This window comes from Calothrix sp. NIES-2098 (genome assembly GCF_963875125.1).
In the GTDB taxonomy this organism is placed as follows: Bacteria; Cyanobacteriota; Cyanobacteriia; order Cyanobacteriales; family Nostocaceae; genus Aulosira.
In genome coordinates this window covers 1,872,035-1,893,125 of the sequence record NZ_CAWNKJ010000001.1, presented here as the reverse complement: position 1 = coordinate 1,893,125, position 21,091 = coordinate 1,872,035, and the positions used below count along the sequence as shown (strand labels likewise).

The window sequence follows — 21,091 nt, the reverse complement described above, 5'->3', positions numbered from 1 at the left end:
GTCTGGCGATCTATAACTAATACAATAAACGATGGCATATATACTACGTTTATATTTATCTTTTAAGATTTTGTAGAGCTAGTAGTACGAAAGTATAATCATACAATATATTTAATAAATCAAGTAGGGAATAACAGCCCTAGCTTCCTGGGATGGACAGGTCACTGAGGTGAAAAGAGTTGGCATCAACTGCGATCGGATGCAATTCTACCCAGGAATCAAAGTCAAAAGAACAGCCCAACGAGAGAAAGAAGCCTAAAACTCATGGCAGATCGAATGCAGTGGGCAAATGCCCTGTCAACCCGTCCTTCTTTAGAAGCAGCTATTACAGATGTGGTAGAAAGGGCTGTCTCATCGTTAAAAGTACCAGCAGATTTGGGGCTGGTATTCATTTCGTCTGCTTTTGCCAGCGAGTATTCGCGGCTTTTACCTTTGCTGGCGGAAAAACTTTCAGTACCAGTGTTAATTGGCTGTAGCGGTGGCGGTGTAATTGGCACTACAACCGGAGGAGAAACTCAAGAACTGGAAGCAGAAGCAGCCCTAAGTCTGACTTTGGCGCATTTGCCAGGGGTGGATCTCCATGTTTTTCATGTTGTGGCAGAAGAATTGCCTGACTTAGATAGCTCCCCAGATGCTTGGATTGATTTGATCGGCGTTCCACCATCCTCCAAACCTCAGTTCATCTTGCTGGGTGGTACGTTTTCCTCTGGCATTAACGATCTATTGCAGGGGCTAGATTTTGCTTATCCCGGTTCGGTAACGGTGGGAGGACAGGCTAGCGCTGGGGGGATGAGTGGGCGCATGGCTCTATTTTGTAACGATCGCCTGTATCGCGAAGGGACGGTAGGCTTGGCTTTGAGTGGCAATATTGTGTTAGAAACAATCGTGGCTCAAGGATGCCGACCCATTGGCGAACCTTTGCAAGTGACGAAAGCCGAACGCAATATCATTTTGGAACTAGATGAGCAAGTACCCTTAGTGGTATTGCGGGAATTAATTGCCAATCTCAGCGAAAAAGAACGCTTCCTAGCACAACATTCTTTATTTGTTGGGGTAGCAATGGATGAGTTTAAGACTTCTTTGCATCAGGGAGACTTTTTAATTCGCGGTATTCTGGGGGTAGATCCGACAGCAGGTGCGATCGCAATTGGCGATCGGGTTCGTCCCGGTCAACGCCTGCAATTTCACTTACGTGATGCTGAAGCCTCCGCAGAGGATCTAGAATTTCTCCTCCAACAGTATCAAAACCAACAATCTGCTGAAGGCAATGCCGCAGCTGCTTTAATGTTTGCTTGCGTAGGGCGCGGTGCAGGACTCTACGGTAAATCCAATTTCGATTCTGAGCTATTTAGACGCTATCTCAAAGATATTCCTGTCGGCGGTTTTTTCTGTAACGGCGAAATCGGCCCGGTAGGTGGCAGCACCTTTTTACACGGTTACACCTCAGTATTTGGAATTTGCCGCGCCTTAGAGTTAGAAGATGAAAAGGTAGGGTAGTCATTTGTCATTGGTTATTTCTTCCCTTCGGGTGACGCTCCTTCGTCGCTAATGCCAGTCGCCTGCGGAGGGAAACCTCCCGCAGCGTTGGTCTCACCTTGTCTCCCCACACTCCCCACACTCCCCACACTCCCTTACCCCTGTCTCATCATCCAGCAGAATAGTACTGTTGTTATCAATGAATGTCGGAGTCCCACCACTGGCGATCGCGCTATATTTTTGAATGTAGCGGCGCACTTTGCAGGGAAACTGGGGGAAGTCTAATAAAGCATCGCCATCGGCAATTGTTGCCCAGAAATCGCGCAAACTAGGTGCGAGTTCTTGTGCTTGGTCAGTTGGTAGGTTTAAAGGAGGTAGGGTGAGCAACTTCATCAAGAAGGGAAAAGAGCGATCGCCCATCCATTGCCTAGACAACTGTTGTAAATTGGGAAAATTAGGTACTGAGTTTACACGATGTGATAAAATTTGCAACCACTGTCTGCCGTAGTTATCGCGATGATACTCTAAAACTCTATAAGGATGAGGATAACTGACTAAAGAACCAGTAGTAATATCGTATACTCCATTCGCATAGGCAACATCCTGAACGTGCAAATGTCCCGTAAATACTAAATTAACTTCGTAGCGCTGTAGCAACTGCACTAGTTCCCGCGCATTTTCCAGCATATAGCGATTCGCCATTGGATGGCAGGATTGATTAGGTAGATGTTCCACAACATTGTGATGCACCATGACTAACAGCAATTCATCTGTGGCTGCTGCTAGCACCTGTTCTAACCACCTGAATTGTGCGCTATCCAAACGTCCTATCTGCTGACCTTGGTCGTTAAAAGAATTGGAATTTAGCCCAATCAGTCGGACTCCAGGCATTAACTCAGTAGTGTAGTAAAGTTGCTGTGGATTTTCATAACCAAACTTGCGGTAATAGTAAGGAAAATCGGCAAAAGCAATAGATTGCCGATCTGCCATCAGTACAGGAACATCATGATTGCCAGGGACAACATAAACCGGAAAAGGTAATTGGGCTAAACGTTGTTGTAACCAAGCGTGGTTATCTGGTTCGCCATGCTGGGTTAAATCTCCTGGGATTAAAAGAAAATCTAAATCTAGTTGCGTTAAATGTTCTAATACACTTTCAAAAGCCGGAATGCTAACCTCCACTAAGTGAAATCGGCTAGGATGATTCCAGATTGTGTGAGGAAGTGCGATGTGTAAATCGCTAACTATGGCAAAACGAAAATTTAGAGCCATTGATTTCAGGATACTTTTAAAAGTAGGGTTAAAACAAGTCTTTTTCAAAGAGTATAACCCTTGCTTTGTAACCCTGTGTAGGATTGCTTCTGCTTAACATTCGTACATATTAAATGTAGATAGAAAATCCAGCAGCTATACTGTTTGACACTCTCTGCTTGCCTAGAGCATTTTTTTCTAGGAGGCAGAAGTTTAAAATATTGATGGCTGTTTATAATCAAAATCAGCACCATCGAGAATCATATAGTAATATCTATGCTGCGTCTTAATTATTAATAATTATCTAGAATTCTGTTAAGGCTTTATTGAATTAAAGATTGTTTAGTATCTTGATTTAGATCGAAAATGACAGAATTAGGCAAATAACAAAAAATTTTTAGATATTTTATCTTTCTATTTAGCTGAAATTGTAATTTAAGTTAATATATTAAATACCATTGTTAGTTAGGCGATCGCGACTCCGTTATCTCTAACTATTGATTATTTTCACATCAAGGAGAATCTATTTTGGCCGCTGTGCGAGTACGTCAACATGTCAATCCGCTTGCCCAAAAGTATCAAACACCAGTAAATTCCCTTGATTGGGATAAATTGTATGCTCAACCTCACCAACCACTACATCTAGATATTGGTTGTGCTAGGGGACGGTTTTTATTGCATATGGCACAAATAGAACCTAACTGGAATTTTCTTGGTTTGGAAATTCGAGAACCTCTTGTAGTCGAGGCCAATCAGTTATGTTCGGATTGGGGTTTAACAAATCTTCACTATTTATTTTGTAATGTAAATAGATCGCTAAACGCGCTTTTATCCTCACTGCCTGAGGGTACTTTACAACGGGTCACAATTCAATTTCCCGATCCTTGGTTTAAAACTCGCCATGCTAAACGGCGAATAGTCCAACCAGAATTAGTGTCAGACTTAGCAAAGTATGTTGCCGCTGGTGGTGTCGTATTTTTGCAATCAGATATAGAATTTTTAGCAATAGAAATGCGCGATATCTTTGCTCAAAATCCAGCCTTTCAGAAACTGAGTGCAGGAGAATGGCTAACAGAAAATCCGCTACCTGTCTCTACAGAAAGGGAAATAGCTACTCAGAATAAGAGCGAACCAATTTATCGAGCTTTATTTATTAAGAGATAACTTGTAAAAGAAAAATTTTAAGTTCCTCTATACCAAGGAATCCCGCTAATTTCGCATCACTTGACAGTTGTAAATAGTCAGTTGTTTGCTACTGACTATTCACAATTTTCTTTTGCTGGTAGGTTCTCTGCCCATAGGTAGAGTCGTGAGGTAAGTCTTTCGTTGTTTTATATCTATAATTGAGTTTATTACATCAATTTTATTTTTCTATAATCAGAGAAATATAAATTATATTTATATCTTAATTAAAGATGGACAAAATCTTTACGCGATCTCAGACTCTGAATGTTTTTTGACTCTGTAAAAATATCAATTACCCGTGATTTTAGCTAATCCGGAAAATTCTATTTCTTTATAGTTACTTTATAAATTACGTAATAAGTACATCTATGTGTTGAAGGCTTCATGAAGCTCATAAATTATACTCTATGTGGCTGTATATATATGAATAGCTTTTCATAAAGAAAATCGTGAATAGCTATAGGAATCTAAGTACATTAAAGACCAATGGCAAAACAAGAGTTACAAGAGAGAGCCGCGTCAATCTTTGGTACTTCAACAAATTTGACAATTGGGCAGTTATTGATAGATGGTATCAGACAAAATCCTGGAGCCAGAGCGATCGCAGCTCCAGGACGTCTGCCACTGACATATGCTCGCCTTTACGAGCACATGCAAAATGTCCGTGCAACCTTAAATACAATGGGGTTGGGAGTAGGCGATCGCGTTGCCATTGTACTGCCCAATGGCCCGGAGATGGCAGCAGCTTTTTTGGCTGTAGCTGCCTGTGCTACTAGTGCGCCGCTAAATCCGGCTTATAGTGCAGAGCAATTTGACTTCTATTTAGGAGATTTGAATGCCAAGGCACTGATTGTACAAGCAGGGAAAGATTCAATAGCCAGGGAAGTTGCAGCAGCACACAATATTCCCATTATTGAACTAGTGCCAAGCTTAGAGGCAGAGGCAGGAATATTTGAACTAGTAGGTGAAACTCACTTACCTGCTGTAGAAGGCCATCAAAGTCGCAATGAAGATATTGCTCTGGTTTTGCATACATCAGGAACCACCGTCCGTCCCAAAATTGTGCCTCTGACCCAGGCTAATTTGTATATTGCAGCAGACATTATCAAAAAGGCACTAGAGTTAGAGCCAAGTGATTGTTGCTTAAATGTTATGCCCCTGTTTCACGTACAGGGGTTATTTATATCTATCCTGTCCTCGATCGCATCTGGTGGTAGTGTTGCTTGTACTCCCGGATTTGATGTCACGCAGTTTTTTACCTGGCTGCAAACAATGCAAGCAACCTGGTATTCATCAGTACCAACCATTCATCAAGCAATTTTGAATGCTACTGATATCCATAAGACTTTAGATAGCATACCTAAACTGCGATTTATTCGTTCTGGAGGCGCTGCCTTACCACGCCCAGTCATGAAAGCCTTAGAAGATTTCTTCCAAGCTCCAGTACTAGAAGGTTATGGCATGACAGAGACAGGCTGTATCATCGCCCTCAATCCTTTACCACCTCGTCAGCGCAAACCTGGTTCGGTAGGAATTGCCACTGGCATGAAATTAGCCATTATGGATGAGGCTGGTAATTTGCTTCAACCTTATGAAGTTGGAGAGATTGTCGTACAGGGCGGCCATGTGATGCTCGCTTACGAAAATAATCCCGTAGCGAATCAAAACTCGTTTACGAATGGGTGGTTTAGAACGGGAGACCAAGGTTATCTAGATAACGAAGGTTACTTGTTCCTCACAGGTAGGTTGAAAGAACAAATTAATCGCGGTGGAGAGAAGATCGCTCCTCGAGAAATAGATGATGTACTACTAGACCACCCAGCAGTCGACCAAGCAGTAGCCTTTGCAGTGCCGCACCCTACCCTTGGTGAAGATTTGGCAGCCGCAATTGTCCTGCGACCAAATACTACTGTCACTGAGCAAGAAATTCGGGAATTTGTCGCCACCAAGCTGGCTGGTTTCAAAGTGCCAAATCAAATCATCTTTATCCCAGAAATCCCCAAAGGTTCCACAGGTAAACTCCAACGGATTGGTTTGGCACAAAAGCTCAAAGAGCAATTGCAAGCCAAATTCCTTGCACCCAGAACTGAGATTGAGAAGCGATTGGCAGCAATTTGGACCCAGCTATTGAATCTCAAAGAAGTCGGAATTTATGATAACTTCTTTGCATTGGGTGGAGACTCGTTGCTAGCGGTACGACTGTTCGCCCAAATTGAGGAGAAATTCCGCAAAAATCTGCCGCTGTCTACCTTAATTAACGCACCCACAATTGAGCAACTTGCCCAGATCGTTAGCAGTAACTCTCAATCGATACAATCATCTTGGTCATCGTTAGTCGCACTGCAACCCAAAGGCGATCAACCCCCATTCTTCTGCATTCATGGTTTAGGTGGCGAAGTCCTAATTTTCCGAGAATTAGCAATGAAATTGGGAACAGACCGACCATTTTATGGATTGCAACCAATTGGGCTAGATGGCAAACAGCCACTTCATACCCGAATTGAAGATATGGCTGCTGAGTATATTCAACAAATCCAAACGATTCAACCTCAAGGTCCTTATTTCTTAGGCGGCTACTCTTTTGGCGGTATAGTTGCCTTCGAGATGGCGCAGCAACTCCGAAGTCAAGGTGAGGAAATTGCCTTGTTAGCAATGTTCGATAGTTTCGTTCCTGGTTCGGACAGGCGATTGCCATTGATTGAGCGCATTGCCGAACATTACCAGAATCTGGTGAATATCGGGCCGAGTTATCTTTGGCAAAGGGTTGGGGTGTGGAATAATTTGCTCAAAGAAAATTTCCACAAAGGCAAGTACCATCTCAAACACAAATCTCAGCGTTACTTGAATCTGTCGCAAAATTATCTGCGCCATGTCAGCCAACAGCTATCGCAAACCGATCCGCATATAGAAATCATCAATGTCAACACACAAGCTTCCAGAGAATATAGCTTCCCAACTTACCCCGGTCGAGTCGTGCTATTGCGAACTGAGGATCAGAACCGATTTGATGCTACAGGTATAGAATACGACCCATTACTTGGTTGGGGAGAGATAGTGACTGGCTCTTTGGAAATGGAAAATATTCCTGGGTCTCACTTTACCCTATTCAACGAACCTTACGTAGAGATATTGGCGGAAAAATTGCAGGTGTGGTTAAATAAAGCACACTCACAAGTGCTAGCAGCTAGTGAAAAAATCAGCGACTAGTGCTCCCAATTCTCGTACAAAGAACTACAGGTGCGAAAATCTGCACTGGTTTGGTTGGACGGTGTTCTCTACCAACTACTTTGTTTTAATTCTTTCGATCGTTTAAAGTTAACAATAAAGCATACAATAGCTTATGTGAGTTGAAGATTGAAACAATGCAGTCTTGTTCATAAGGCTGGAGTTTACAATTCAATTTAAGGCTAAAACCTTTGATATGGCCTGAGAATTTTGAACTCACATAACGTGTATAAAGTAACCAAATACCCTAGATATTTAGGGGAATTCTATTAATCGAACCAATCAATATTTAAAGTTAATGTGCAGTGAAAGACCGATCGTGAAATACCGCAGGTAGAGCTATTTAGCCTTTGCGATCGATCGACTTGTAGACGTAGCAGGGAGCAGAGGGAACAGTAACGGCTGTGCCAAATGGTACACCCTACTCGGCAGGAAGGGCTACTTTGTGAGTTTTCTTTTGGAGTGCGCCGCAAAGTTTCTCAGTCCAAGGCACTGCTTCACTGTATCTGTTTATCTTTGCGTTATTCTTAATCGTAAATATTTAAACAAACCTAATATAATTTGCAACGATTTTGGCGGTTTTTATTGCTGCAATAACTTTATATTTACTTTATAAATGACTGAATAATGGCAGTTAATTATTTGAATTTTTTATGAAGAGTTCAAATCGTACTGTTAGTAATTGTATAGCTATAGATAGCAGCTCTCAACAAATGTGTGAATAGCTGATAGAAACGTAAGTTTTTTCAAGATAAATGCCAAAACAAGAATTACAAGAGAAAACCACGTCAATCTTTGGTACTGCAAAAAATTTGACAATTGAGCAGTTATTGATAGAGGGTATCAGACAAAATCCTGGAGCCAGAGCGATCGCATCTCCCGGACGTCTGCCATTGACATATGCTCGCCTTTACGAGCACATGCAAAATGTCCGTGCAACCTTAAATGCAATGGGGTTGGGAGTAGGCGATCGCGTTGCCATTGTACTGCCCAAAGGGCCGGAGATGGCAGTTAGCTTTTTGGCAGTAGCTATTTGTGCTACTAGTGCGCCGCTAAATCCGGCTTATAGTGCCGCAGAATTTGACTTCTATTTAGGAGATTTGAATGCCAAGGCACTGATTGTACAATCAGGAATCGATTCAATAGCCAGAGAAGTTGCAGCGGCGCGTCATATCCCAATTATTGAATTAGTACCAAACCTCAAGGCAGAGGCAGGAATCTTTCAGCTAGTAGGTGAGACTAACTTACCTGCTGTAGAAGGCACTCAAAGTCGCAATGAAGATATCGCCCTGGTATTGCATACATCAGGAACAACTGCTAGACCCAAAATAGTGCCCCTGACACAGGCTAATCTGTATGCATCAGCCCAAAATATTAAAAAGGCACTGGCATTGCAGCCAAGCGATCGCTGCTTGAACGTTATGCCCCTATTTCATATTCATGGGCTAAGTACAGTATTTTCTTCTCTAGCGGCGGGAGGTAGTGTAGTCTGCACTCCTAACTTTGATGCAGCCAAGTTTTTTGAGTGGATGCAGCAGTTCCACCCCAGTTGGTACACAGCTGTACCAACTATTCATCAAGCAATTTTAGCAGAGGTAGAAGCTCACCATAATATCATCAAGCAATACCCACTGCGTTTTATTCGTTCTGCATCCTCTGCATTACCACCGCAGGTGATGCAGGCCTTAGAACAAGCGTTTAACGTGCCAGTCATTGAAGCTTATGGCATGACAGAAGCTTCTCCACAAATTACCTCGAATCCTCTACCACCACAAACACGGAAATTATATTCAGCAGGTCTTGCTGCTGGCCCAGAAGTAGCGATTATGGATGAAGTGGGAAATCTGCTGGCAAAAGGCGAACCTGGAGAAGTCGTCATCCGGGGTAGCAATGTGATGCTCGCTTACGAAAACAATCCCGTAGCTAATCAAAACTCGTTTACAAAGGGGTGGTTTAGAACGGGAGACCAAGGTTATCTAGATAACGAAGGTTACTTGTTCCTCACAGGTAGGTTGAAAGAACAAATTAATCGCGGTGGAGAGAAGATCGCTCCTCGAGAAATAGATGATGTACTACTAGACCACCCAGCAGTCGACCAAGCAGTAGCCTTTGCAGTGCCGCACCCTACCCTTGGTGAAGATTTGGCAGCCGCAATTGTCCTGCGACCAAATACTACTGTCACTGAGCAAGAAATTCGGGAATTTGTCGCCACCAAGCTGGCTGGTTTCAAAGTGCCAAATCAAATCATCTTTATCCCAGAAATCCCCAAAGGTTCCACAGGTAAACTCCAACGGATTGGTTTGGCACAAAAGCTCAAAGAGCAATTGCAAGCCAAATTCCTTGCACCCAGAACTGAGATTGAGAAGCGATTGGCAGCAATTTGGACCCAGCTATTGAATCTCAAAGAAGTCGGAATTTATGATAACTTCTTTGCATTGGGTGGAGACTCGTTGCTAGCGGTACGATTGTTCGCCCAAATTGAGGAGAAATTCCACAAAAATCTGCCGCTGTCTACCTTAATTAACGCACCCACAATTGAGCAACTTGCCCAGATCGTTAGCAGTAACTCTCAATCGATACAATCATCTTGGTCATCGTTAGTCGCACTGCAACCCAAAGGCGATCAACCCCCATTCTTCTGCATTCATGGTTTAGGTGGCGAAGTCCTAATTTTCCGAGAATTAGCAATGAAATTGGGAACAGACCGACCATTTTATGGATTGCAACCAATTGGGCTAGATGGCAAACAGCCACTTCATACCCGAATTGAAGATATGGCTGCTGAGTATATTCAACAAATCCAAACGATTCAACCTCAAGGCCCTTATTTCTTAGGCGGCTACTCTTTTGGCGGTATAGTTGCCTTCGAGATGGCGCAGCAACTCCGAAGTCAAGGTGAGGAAATTGCCTTGTTAGCAATGTTCGATAGTTTCGTTCCTGGTTCGGACAGGCGATTGCCATTGATCGAGCGCATTGCCGAACATTACCAGAATCTGGTGAATATCGGGCCGAGTTATCTTTGGCAAAGGGTTGGGGTGTGGAATAATTTGCTCAAAGAAAATTTCCACAAAGGCAAGTACCATCTCAAACACAAATCTCAGCGTTACTTGAATCTGTCGCAAAATTATCTGCGCCATGTCAGCCAACAGCTATCGCAAACCGATCCGCATATAGAAATCATCAATGTCAACACACAAGCTTCCAGAGAATATAGCTTCCCAACTTACCCCGGTCGAGTAGTACTGTTGCGAACTGAGGATCAGAACCGATTTGATGCTACAGGTATAAAATTCGATCCACTACTTGGTTGGGGAGAGATAGTGACTGGCTCTTTGGAAATGGAAAATATTCCTGGTTCTCACTTTACCCTATTCAATGAACCTTACGTAGAGGTAGTGGCGGAAAAATTGCAGGCGTGGTTAAATAAAGCACAGTCAGAAGTGTTAGAGGCTAGTGGCAATATTAGCAACTCTGAAAACACGAGTTATACCAATTCTCTGACAAAGCATTGGTAAGAAAATCTGCACTGGTTTGACAGTCTTCTCTACCACTATTGCTATTGTTTTGAGAATCTAACAACACAGCATCAAGTAACCAAGTACCCTCTATCTCTAGCTGAATTTCATTGATTGAACCAATCCATGCATAGCTTTTTTGCACCAGTGTATATCAACATCCTATTCACTAACCTCTTGCCATCCATGCAGAGGTGCTATGCTTTTGATTGCCCATTCAATCATGATTGGGGGAGCCTCGGAAATTATGACACTGGGATAAACGGCTGTACCCCAGTTCGGATGTACTATTACACGGCATTTATTTTTTATAACTGGGTAATGAAGCAAGGCTTTAACTACTGCTGTATCGTCATGCGGGACGCTTCCCGGATGGGAAAGTAACGGATACCCTGTGCGAGGATCTATGAGGTCTGTTAAATAGTTGCGATCGCGTAGATTAAATGCTAAATCACAACCAAACCGCATAAACTTTTCTCTTAAACGTTCTTTCTCCGCTTCAATTATTTTTGTTCTTTCATGAAGTTGATATCGCGATTGCTGTAAAACGATCGCTACCCAAAAAAAAGACTGCTGTTTCCAATCTGGTAATATCCGTTCGCAGTTGGCACAGATATACTGGCTAGGAGAATGAATCGAAATCTGAATAGCTTGTCCCGTTTTGCCAACCAAATGAATGGGATAGCTTTGCTCCGAAGAGTAAACTTTGAAATAGTTCACTACATTGATGCGGTGGTTGCAAGTTAGTTAACTTTTATCTTCGGTATTCATAATAACTCTTAAAACTTTATAAAAATCATCAAATTTTTCTAATGTTTGAGTTAATTCACAGATTTTTGGGTGAAGTGTTAAGTTTTAATCAGATTTTTATCTTTTATTAACTTAATTTTTATCAAAGCGATTTATTAGTGAGTGAATCTCCTCATTTGAAAGTTTCTGTAGGTGAATAATTTATCTATTACCTTTATTCAACCTACATCTAAAACTATCATCTATCTTTCAAGGAAATAGTACTCACAGCACCAAATCTATGACTTTCTGAACGGCAGTCATACCTTGTAGTTTTACGAAGCCAAGACCGTTAGTATTGCACTCACTAAAAAAACTACATAACTTCTAATGTGAAGTTATGTTTTGTAGCTACATTCGTTAAGAATTAATTAATCTAGCTTTAAAGCATTGACTGGAACATCATCCCAAGAATCAACCATCCGCAATTGGGCTATCCAACCTGCGGCTTTTTGTTTGTCACTCAAATTATTCTCAAAGGATTCATGACAATCGTTGGCTTGAGATTCGTCACAACAGGCAATACAAGCATGAATCATGCCTGACGGATCAATTTGCTCGTTTACCCAAATAGTCATGGAGTTTGCCCTCAACAACTGTAGTGAAAAAAGCTATTTGTCCTTCTAGAATACTATTAAAACTCAAAATTGCCGAGTAATTAAAGAATTAGCCATTCTCATAAGTTAAGAATCATAAATAGCAGTTCTGAGAGCGTGTCAGTTGTAAAGACTTACTATTTAGGGCGATACAAATATATAAAGTAGAAGAGATGGAGAGAGATTATAATAATAGGTGATGTGCCAAAATTGAAATAACTTGGTAACAGGAGATAAATTTTTTATTAGGGAAAAGGTGAAAGATCGTCTTTTGCTTTTCCCTAACAACAGAGATTTTTTTGATTAATCTACTATGGTTTTTGGGTGGCGATCGCTAATTTTGCTCCCTGCACCTGACGTAACCGATCCATAACGGCTACTACCTGACCGTGATTTACTTGCGCATCGGCATTAATAATTACCAAAGCTTCTCTTTTATCGCCCATTAATGTGCGTACTTGGGGTGCTAACACATCGAGATTAACCGATTTGCGGTTGACACTAATTTTTCCGGCTGCGTCTACTGTGACATTAATCGGTTCGCTGGAAGCTTGTTGTTGTGACGACGCTGCCTTTGGTAAATTAACTGGTAAACCTTCAGACCGAGTTAAAAACAAAGTTGACATGATAAAAAATGTCAATATCGCAAAGATGACATCAATCATCGGCACGATATTAATCTGGGGTGGAATGTCTGGTTCCTCTGGAAGGCGCATAAGATTTTTCTCCTCTTTCATAACGACGGCGGTAGAGTAATTCTAACTGTCCGCCATACTCTTGAATCCTGGCTATCTGACGTTGATATAGTCCTCGAAAGGTATTCGCAAATAAAAGTGTAAAGATAGCCACAACTAATCCTGAGGCTGTAGATACCAAAGCTTCACTAATCCCGCCTGTCACACCTGATGTTTTCGTACCTCCGACATCACCGATATTTAGGGATGCGAAGGAGGTAATTAAGCCTAAGACAGTGCCGAGAAGTCCTAACAGAGGTGCAAGGCCGATAATAGTCTCAAAGATGTTTTGGAAACGCTTGAGTAAGGGGATTTCGGCTTGTGCTTCACTTTCTAACGCCAAGCGAAATTCCTCTGGAGTGGCTTCCTCCAATTCTAAAGCTGCCAAAAAAATTCGAGATATGGGTAAATCGGTATTTTGCTGCAACTTATCCAAAGCGCTAACTACATTATTTAAGCGATAAAGTTGTAGCACCTCACGCACTACGCGGTTTTGTCGATTATTGATCTTTACCCAAAATACGACTCGTTCGATAATCAGTGCCACTGCTAACACCGAAAATCCTAATAGCGGCCACATGACCACGCCGCCTGCTGTAAATAAATTACTAAATATCATCTATTATTTTTCCACTCCTCAACAATGTTAAACTAAAAAATTGCTGGATTAACTAAGCTGGGATAATAACTCCAAAAACATTACTGCGAGTAAATAACTGAAGTCAATGTTTGACAAGATGTCAAAGTAAGAAGTTTCATTTTTAACATCTCTAAATTTAGTTAATCGTCAAAAATTTAGCAGGTGAGCATTGCCCAACCTCCAAAATTAGGAATTTTTTAGTTAACTATTAATGCATTTTAGTAACAACATCTACGCCATCATTTTTTAATTGCCCATCTTCCATATAAATGATGCGATCGGCAATATCTAGAATGCGGTTATCATGGGTAACTAACAAAATCGTACAGCCTTGTTCTTTCGCTAGCCTCTGCATTAATTCCACAACATCACGTCCTGACTTTTTATCGAGTGCGGCGGTGGGTTCGTCTGCTAAAACAATTTTAGGATGGCTGACTAAGGCACGAGCGATCGCAACTCGTTGCTTTTGTCCTCCTGAGAGGTTTTCGGCGTAGTAATTTACACGTTCTCCTAGTCCCACGGTTTCTAACATAGCGATCGCTTTGCTATCCAAATCTTGATGAAGATACTGGTCGTGTAATTCTAGCGACATCCGCACATTTTCTTTAGCTGTCAAAAAGGTCATGAGGTTATGCGCTTGGAAAATATAACCAATCTGGCGGCGTAGTTGGGTTAGCTGCTGTTTCTTAGCCCCACAGATTTCCTGTCCTAATATTTTGAGGCTACCTTCTTGAGCCGATCGCAATCCACCCATCAGGGTTAACAAGGTGGTTTTTCCCGATCCTGAAGGGCCAGTCATAATGACAATTTCACCAGCTTTAATCTCCAAATTAATATCGAATAATACTTGTTTTTTGAGCGTGCCTTCACCAAAGTAGTGATTGAGATTACTAATATTAATTACTGGTTCTAAAGGGGATTTTGATAACATATGTTTTCGTGTTAATGATAGAGATATTTTTTTCACGCAGAGACGCAAAGGAACAAAAAAACCCTTCTGCAATCTGCCTTATTTCTTCTAAAAAATATCGGCTGGGTCAGCAGCGCGGAGTTTTCGCATGGCGATCGCTCCCGAAAAAGTACACATAATGACAGTCAAAATAAAGACAGTTATTGCCCGATCTATTTTCATAAAAATGGGTAGCATTGTTGCAGCATAGGTCAGTTGATACAGCCCAAAAGAAAAGAAAAATGAGGGTAAAAAACCTAATAATGCTATAAACAAGGCTTCTTGCATTAGAACTCCGAATAAATAGCGATCGCTATAGCCCATTGCTTTGAGGGTGGCGTATTCTGGGAGGTGGTCGGAGACATCAGAGTAAAGAATTTGGTAGACAATGACAATCCCGACAATAAAGCCAACTCCTACACCTAATCCAAAAATGAAACCAATACCAGTACCCGTAGCCCAATAAGTTTTTTCAATTTGGGCAAATCCTTCGGGAGTTAAAACTAGGACATCATTGGGTAAACCAGCTACGAGTTGCGATCGCACTTGTTCGGGATTAGCACCAGGTTTTAGAGTAATTAAACCAACTTCAATGCGATCGGGTTTGCGGTCTGGGAATAGTTGCAGAAAAGTCGAGTCGCTAGTAATGACGTTACCATCAGCCGCGAAGGAAGCACCATTGCTAAACAAGCCTTTGACATTGATGGCTTTGCCATTGAGTTCTGTCTGAAAGTTGCCTGATTTTTGATAAATAGTGCCAACATCGCCATATTCTGGACGACCCGCTTGGTCAAATAACACTTGATATAACTGCTTGAGGTCATTCTGATGTTGTTGGACTTCGGGAAATTGAAAGGCGGGTTGTGCTGGTTCGATACCCCAAACCAAAATGGCGCGATCGAGGCGGGTTTGCGGGTTTCGCCACTGCCCAGTACTAATATATACAGAATTTACTGACTGTACGTCGTCATAACCTAATGTCTGATATAGCCTTTCGCGAGAAAAGCTTTTTACCGAAAATAAAGTTTGAAATTGCGGATTAATTAATACTAAATCTGCCTTTAAATTCCGATGGGGTTTGACAGCAGCATCAAATAATGCACTTTCAAAACCCAACTGAATAAACATCAACATATCGGCAAAGGTAATACCTGCCACTGCAATCGCAAGACGGGTTTTTTCTTTCATTAACTGCCGCCAAGCCAGCGGAGTTTTACGGAAGAGTTTAGACAACATCGGGAAACAACCCCTTAATAACTTAGTGTTTCAGCTTGCTGTTCAATCTGGCGTTGTCGCATTAGCAAAAATAAGGGAAGACTAAAGGAGACACCAACTAAAACATTACACGCGACATAAACCCAGAGGTTTTGCATTTTTAGCCGCGTCCCTTCCCAAAATATTAATGCCCAAAAAGTTAGGGATGAAACGATAACATCCATAGCAAAGAAACCAGAAACTTTATTAGCAAATAGCTGTTCAAAAAATAGCTTTATATCGAGACCCTTTTCTAGGAGGAATGGAATGAATTGCGAATAAGGTAAAACAAAGCCAAAGAAACAAAGTATAAGGTATATAATTTGCATCATCATGACATTTACCTACGATAAATTGCTGGCTTTTCGAGAAGGTGAAACAAGCTCACTTTATATCGAACATTCGTTATTCTTTGGGATAAAAAAACTTTACAGTTCAATGGCTGTCTGCACCTGCAAGTTAGTCAAACCTGCAACTCGCTTGCTATCTTCTCTGTTGAGACGAATTTTGACTTCAATGACTCGGCTATCAAGGTTTTCTCCTGGTTGGTTGCTAAAAACGTTTTGTCTGTTCACTTGTAAGCCAACCTGAAAAACTTTACCCCGCAATTCCCCTGGAAATGCTTGACCAGTAATTACTGCTTTTTGTCCGAGCTTTACTTTGCCAATGTCAGTTTGATAAACTTCTACCACTGCAATCATTTGGTCGGTTTGGGCAAAATCTGCAATACCAGCATCGCCAATTTTTTCACCAGCGCGGTAATGAATTTTGAGAATCTGCCCTGCTGTTGGTGCTTTGATGTAAGCTGCGGCTAAGTCGGTTTGGGCGCGTTTGAGTGAGGCGATCGCATTTTCGACTTCCGTTTGGGCTGCGGCGACATCCACTGGACGAACTTCGGCAATACTATTAAGTGTGGCTTTGGCTTCGCTGACTTGTTTGTTACTCGTGCTGTTAATGCGGTTCAGTGCGACTTTCGCTTCTGCGAGTTGTCTGCTTGCAGTCGTATTGATCCGATTGAGAACAGCTTGCGCTTCATCTAGTTGTTGTTTGGTGGTTTCCACACTCAAGCGTTTAGTGTCAAATGCAGAATTAGAAATTGCCCCATCTTTATATAACTGTTGGTAACGCAAGTATTCAGCTTGGGCGTTGTTGAGTTCTGCGATCAGTTTTTTAATTGTGGCTGCTTGGGCGTTTCGATCTCCTTGCCATTGTGCTTCTATGCGGGCGATCGCTTCTTGTTGACTTTGGCGATCTCCTTGAGACTGCGCCTGTAAACGTTCTACAGTTGCTTGCTGTGCCTGAATTTCTCCGGTTTTTGCCCCTGCTTTGACTTGTGCGAGTTTCGCCTGGGCAACTTGGACTTGTTTTTGCGCTTGCAGTACCGCCGTTTGCAAGCGATCGCGCGAATCTAAAATTGCGATTGTTTGCCCCGATTGAACGCGATCGCCTTCTTGAACGAGGATTTGGGCAATGCGATCGCCATCTAACGCTAAGGGTGCAGACAACTTAATCACCTCGGCTTCTGGTTGCAGTCGCCCTAAGGCCGTTACTTTCTGCACAATCGGTGTAGTTGGGATTTCAGATGTAGCAGTTCTACCAACTTGCCCAAACTGAGAAACTGCATACACAACAATTCCACCTGTAATCGCAGTAGCGGCAATTCCTAACGCAATTATCCCTTGATTTTTTGGTTTAAATAATAGCCAACGATCCATTTTTCCCCTCTTTTAAGATTTAAGTTATGCATGGACAACTTAACTGCTGGTAGCTAATTTGTACGATTAGCCAGATTCCCATCGACCGATTGCTGCAAATATGCCGTTAGCATTTTTCCCAATAATGCACATTGTTCTGTAAAACAAATAGTTTCATCACCCCATAATTTCTCCAGAATTAAACCATTGACGAAACTCAATACAAAAGAAGCTAAAACTGGATCTTCAACTCCTAAAAAATCACAGGCTGCTTGCTGATATCGCTGATTAGCACGCTTTAAAACCCCACTTACTTTTATTTGCTCGGAGTCTTGATGCTGGCAAAAATCAACCCAAATGTAAGTCCACTTAATAAAGTAATCTTCGTTTTTGATTAAGTATCTTGCTAATGCTGCCATTGCCTCTGGTAACGGTTTTCTTCCTCCCAATTCTGCTAATGCCATAGCCACATCTTGCTGGCTAATTTCTTCTAGCAATTGCTCAAATAAAGCTTGTTTACTGGGGAAGTAATGATACAGCGTTCCTGTTGAAACGCCTAAGCCTTGAGCAATTTCCCTCATGGTGATTGCACTGTAGCCTTTTTGGGCAAATAAGTCGAAGCATCTGCCGAGCAGTTCTTTACGGTATTGTTCGCGGTCAACAATCTTGGGCATAACTGAGGCTATTTATATCGAACGCTCGTTATATATAACTTTACGATGCTTAACACTGAGTTGTCAAGATACAGTTGATAACGTAAATTATTTTCTTTTTCTAAATCAATTTAATATCTAAAGCAACAGATTTATGACTGCGCATTTATTTACATAAAGCAATATGCATAATTAGTAAAGGTGGCAACCTCCTGTGAGGAAATAGCGTCTCATTTTTAGTTGTAGATGTGATGGCTCCAAAGCGTTAAAAAGATACTAAGCGATCGGAAAATTGGCATGAAATTTCAAATTTTACTCGGCTCTTTACTTTCTCAAATTAAAGGAAAACATTGGTGGGTAAGCATCCTCTTGTGGATAGCTTTGGTTGCCCCAGCTCAAGCATCTGTCATCCTGCGCATCGCCATTGAGAGGAATGTAAACCAGGTAAAAGTTGGTAGTTCTAAAACTGCAATAGTCAAGGATGGTACGGGTCGGACTCTGGGACAATTACCAGCGATGAGTTCGTTTTATGCTCAAGCCGTGCCTGGTGGGGTAGCTTTAGATAGATGGCAGTCTGGTTTATTTTGGATTGAGCCGACAGATAATGGATTCGTTTATATTGGCGATCGCTGGTATCGTGGTAGAACTCTGGTTGTACCCACAGAAAAAGGTTTAACTGCTGTTAATTGGGTGGATACAGAGGAATATCTCTACAGCGTTATAGGTGGAGAAATGGACGCTCAGTGGCCGCAAGAAGCCCTAAAAGCCCAAGCGATCGCGGCTCGTACTTATGCTTTATACGAACGGGAAAGACAGCGCAGTAATCCCATTTACGATTTAGGCGATAGCCCAGATCGCTGGCAAATTTACAAAGGTGTCAGTAGTGAATCTTCTACTACATATGCTGCCGTTGATGCTACAGCTGGACAAGTTCTAACTTACAACAACAAAATCATTCTCTCAGTCTTCCACGCTTGTTCTGGCGGACATACCGAAAATGTTGAAGATGTTTGGGGCAGTAAGGAACCTTACCTGCGTGCTGTTCAAGACTACGATCAAAATATCAAAGAATGTAGCTGGGTGAAAACCTTCTCACCTACCGAAATTAGTTCTAGGATTTCGGGTGTAGGCAATGTTACAGATATAATTCCAGAGGCTCGTTCGCCCTTCCAAAGTGTTAAAGTTCTCAAAATTGTGGGCGATCGGGGCACGAAGGAACTACAGGGCGAAGATGTACGTACTGCGCTCAGGCTAAAGAGTACCCGATTTAACGTTAGTAAGGGAGCAGATGGTAGTTTTATTCTCCAAGGGCTAGGTTACGGTCATGCTTTAGGTATGAGCCAGTGGGGAGCCTACAATCTTGCCAAGCGTGGCGCAAACCACCTACAAATTTTGGGGCATTATTACCCAGGTGTAGCCTTAACGCCAATTAAAGCCAAGTAGTTTACTCCTGTAATTGATTCAAAATTTCCAATTTAAAAACTACTTATAAAAGAGGTTTTCACCTGCATTGATTGATGAAGAATTAGCCCTCTTAGGTCACTTAGAGAAAAGTGCTAAAAGAGGGCTAATTAACTTTAGATTGCAAGAATATGCAAACTGCTTTATCCAATCGCTAAAACGGGTTATTTGCCTACCTTTACTAGTTACTCAGCCTGTTTTCCTTGCTCTAACCGCCGTTGCCATTCAGCATCAATCTGTGCAGAATGCTCAAATTCCTGTTCGAGTAAGTCAGTGTCGCTAGAGTAGACTATATCTTCTTTGCCGATAACTTTTTCTGCGGCAAACTGACGGGCGTAGTCAATCTTTCGCTGTAAACTGGCATCCACGTTTGTTAATAGCCTAGCTCGCGAAAGGCGATCGCGGTTACGTGCACTAATTTTCCGATTGCGCCATTGAATCCAGAAATAACGCACTAAAGGTACAGCCAAAAACCCGATTCCATAAGCTAACAGTAGCCAGTAAATCCCTTGCACAAAAGCTACCAATCCGCCTAATTGGGCAGCAACTGTACCATCTCTTAACAAACTTCCCAGTACTAAAGCACCAACAAAATTGAGTATGCCCAAGCCAGCACTGAGCATAACTTGTCCTGAACTTGCCTCACTAAAACGCCAAAGTGATTCTTCTAAATATACTGGGATCGATTGACGACGCTTTTTGCTGGCTTTTACCTGTAATTCTGGGAAGTAATAGACAATTTGCCCTTCTGGACTTACCTCTGGTTGCCCATTGAATCGTAGCAAAACAGGCAACATAAAATCTTCGTATTCTTGTTGATATTTTTCCCCAAGATTATCTAAGTAAGGAGCAATTTGTTCTGCTACAACTGCGCCACGATTATTCCGAATAACAGCCGCAATTTCCTGCCAACGCCGTTCTTCTAACTTCGCATTGGGATTACCATCACCAAACAAAAACGAAAAGACTGCTTCAAAGAAATTCAAATTACTTGTTTGGTTTCTTTCGCGTCGCCTTTGGTAGTATTCAGTCTGATAATTAGGGCTAAAATACCAAAATAAATCTGGGAAAAAGAAGAAGCCACCACCCCCATAATGACTGCTCCTATTGTCACTATCACGATCTGAATTAAGAGCAGTAATGATAATGATGATGGTGACAGTAATTAAGGCAATAGAAACAATTAAGAAAATCCCAAAGGAAATGCGAATCAGATAGAATATGGCACTCCAAACCTTTTGCCACAATTCTTGTAATCGTAACTGTAAATATTTGTTCCGTAAAATTGCCCGAAAATTTTGCGGAAATAAGTAAACAATATCACCGGATTCTGCTACCTGCAAATGACCGCCAGCATCAGATGCCAAAGCTAATAACCCTTGTCCCGCCTCTGCGATATTTAATCCAGCCTGAGTTGCGACATCACCAACAGTGACACGATAACCCAGTTGTTCTACAGCTTGCATAATGCTGGGATTGGGAGCCATTGCTCTCCCCTCCTGTTAAATCTATTTACTCTCTTTATTCAAGTATAAAGATTTATTTGGGCTGGCTGGGGGAGAGCGATCGCTAATTCCACACTCAATTTTTAATTTTTAAATATTAGACTTTTTTGTCACTCCTATATCATGTTAGGATCATCTTCTTTGGCTTGGTTACAATAGCAACT

The 21,091-nt window shown here is 41.9% G+C and carries 16 protein-coding genes; 5 read left to right on the top strand and 11 right to left on the bottom strand.

Annotated features, from left to right (window positions below):
- The first annotated feature begins 264 nt into the window (after window positions 1-264).
- Window positions 265-1,497 (top strand): FIST signal transduction protein, encoded by a 1,233-nt coding sequence (locus AACU33_RS07975; RefSeq protein WP_096588001.1) that lies wholly within the window; start codon window positions 265-267, stop codon window positions 1,495-1,497.
- A 93-nt stretch (window positions 1,498-1,590) separates the two neighbouring features.
- Here the strand turns inward: AACU33_RS07975 and AACU33_RS07970 are convergent, their stop codons facing one another.
- A complete protein-coding gene (locus AACU33_RS07970; protein ID WP_096588000.1) occupies window positions 1,591-2,748 on the bottom strand; it encodes a metallophosphoesterase family protein in 1,158 nt (385 codons plus the stop codon).
- A gap of 507 nt (window positions 2,749-3,255) precedes the next feature.
- Here AACU33_RS07970 and trmB point away from each other — a divergent pair.
- The 3 genes from trmB to AACU33_RS07955 all read left to right on the top strand — a co-directional run bounded on the left by trmB (window position 3,256) and on the right by AACU33_RS07955 (window position 10,652).
- Complete coding sequence (trmB, locus tag AACU33_RS07965; protein ID WP_096587999.1) at window positions 3,256-3,891, top strand: tRNA (guanosine(46)-N7)-methyltransferase TrmB; 636 nt, start codon at window positions 3,256-3,258, stop codon at window positions 3,889-3,891.
- A 507-nt stretch (window positions 3,892-4,398) separates the two neighbouring features.
- Window positions 4,399-7,119 (top strand): alpha/beta fold hydrolase, encoded by a 2,721-nt coding sequence (locus AACU33_RS07960; protein WP_339375842.1) that lies wholly within the window; start codon window positions 4,399-4,401, stop codon window positions 7,117-7,119.
- A 773-nt stretch (window positions 7,120-7,892) separates the two neighbouring features.
- Window positions 7,893-10,652: an alpha/beta fold hydrolase gene (locus tag AACU33_RS07955; RefSeq protein WP_096587998.1), complete on the top strand. Its 2,760-nt coding sequence runs from the start codon at window positions 7,893-7,895 to the stop codon at window positions 10,650-10,652.
- Between the two features lie 162 nt (window positions 10,653-10,814).
- Here AACU33_RS07955 and AACU33_RS07950 read toward each other — a convergent pair whose 3' ends face one another.
- From AACU33_RS07950 to AACU33_RS07910, 9 genes are all read right to left on the bottom strand, one after another.
- The gene (locus AACU33_RS07950) at window positions 10,815-11,372 is read right to left on the bottom strand and encodes a methylmalonic aciduria and homocystinuria type D protein (protein WP_339375841.1); all 558 of its coding nucleotides are present in this window, start codon (window positions 11,370-11,372) and stop codon (window positions 10,815-10,817) included.
- Window positions 11,373-11,812: 440 nt separating this feature from the next.
- A complete protein-coding gene (locus tag AACU33_RS07945; protein ID WP_096587996.1) occupies window positions 11,813-12,019 on the bottom strand; it encodes a glycogen debranching protein in 207 nt (68 codons plus the stop codon).
- A 329-nt stretch (window positions 12,020-12,348) separates the two neighbouring features.
- Window positions 12,349-12,753, bottom strand: coding sequence for an ExbD/TolR family protein (locus AACU33_RS07940; protein WP_096587995.1), 405 nt, complete (start codon window positions 12,751-12,753; stop codon window positions 12,349-12,351).
- Complete coding sequence (locus AACU33_RS07935) at window positions 12,713-13,390, bottom strand: MotA/TolQ/ExbB proton channel family protein (RefSeq protein ID WP_096587994.1); 678 nt, start codon at window positions 13,388-13,390, stop codon at window positions 12,713-12,715. Before AACU33_RS07935 ends, AACU33_RS07940 begins: the two co-directional genes overlap by 41 nt.
- Before the next feature lie 229 nt (window positions 13,391-13,619).
- Window positions 13,620-14,342 (bottom strand): DevA family ABC transporter ATP-binding protein, encoded by a 723-nt coding sequence (locus AACU33_RS07930; RefSeq protein WP_096587993.1) that lies wholly within the window; start codon window positions 14,340-14,342, stop codon window positions 13,620-13,622.
- A gap of 87 nt (window positions 14,343-14,429) precedes the next feature.
- Window positions 14,430-15,596, bottom strand: coding sequence for an ABC transporter permease DevC (gene devC / locus AACU33_RS07925; RefSeq protein ID WP_096587992.1), 1,167 nt, complete (start codon window positions 15,594-15,596; stop codon window positions 14,430-14,432).
- A 14-nt stretch (window positions 15,597-15,610) separates the two neighbouring features.
- A complete protein-coding gene (locus AACU33_RS07920; RefSeq protein WP_339375840.1) occupies window positions 15,611-15,949 on the bottom strand; it encodes a DUF2834 domain-containing protein in 339 nt (112 codons plus the stop codon).
- 93 nt (window positions 15,950-16,042) lie between these two features.
- Entirely contained in the window at window positions 16,043-17,329 is a 1,287-nt protein-coding gene (locus AACU33_RS07915) for an ABC exporter membrane fusion protein (RefSeq protein WP_096587991.1), read from the bottom strand.
- 53 nt (window positions 17,330-17,382) lie between these two features.
- Window positions 17,383-17,982, bottom strand: coding sequence for a TetR/AcrR family transcriptional regulator (locus tag AACU33_RS07910; protein WP_096587990.1), 600 nt, complete (start codon window positions 17,980-17,982; stop codon window positions 17,383-17,385).
- A gap of 276 nt (window positions 17,983-18,258) precedes the next feature.
- Between AACU33_RS07910 and AACU33_RS07905 the strand changes: the two genes are divergently transcribed.
- Window positions 18,259-19,404 (top strand): SpoIID/LytB domain-containing protein, encoded by a 1,146-nt coding sequence (locus AACU33_RS07905; protein ID WP_096587989.1) that lies wholly within the window; start codon window positions 18,259-18,261, stop codon window positions 19,402-19,404.
- 203 nt (window positions 19,405-19,607) lie between these two features.
- Here the strand turns inward: AACU33_RS07905 and AACU33_RS07900 are convergent, their stop codons facing one another.
- Window positions 19,608-20,909: a hypothetical protein gene (locus AACU33_RS07900; protein ID WP_096587988.1), complete on the bottom strand. Its 1,302-nt coding sequence runs from the start codon at window positions 20,907-20,909 to the stop codon at window positions 19,608-19,610.
- Window positions 20,910-21,091 lie beyond the last annotated feature (182 nt).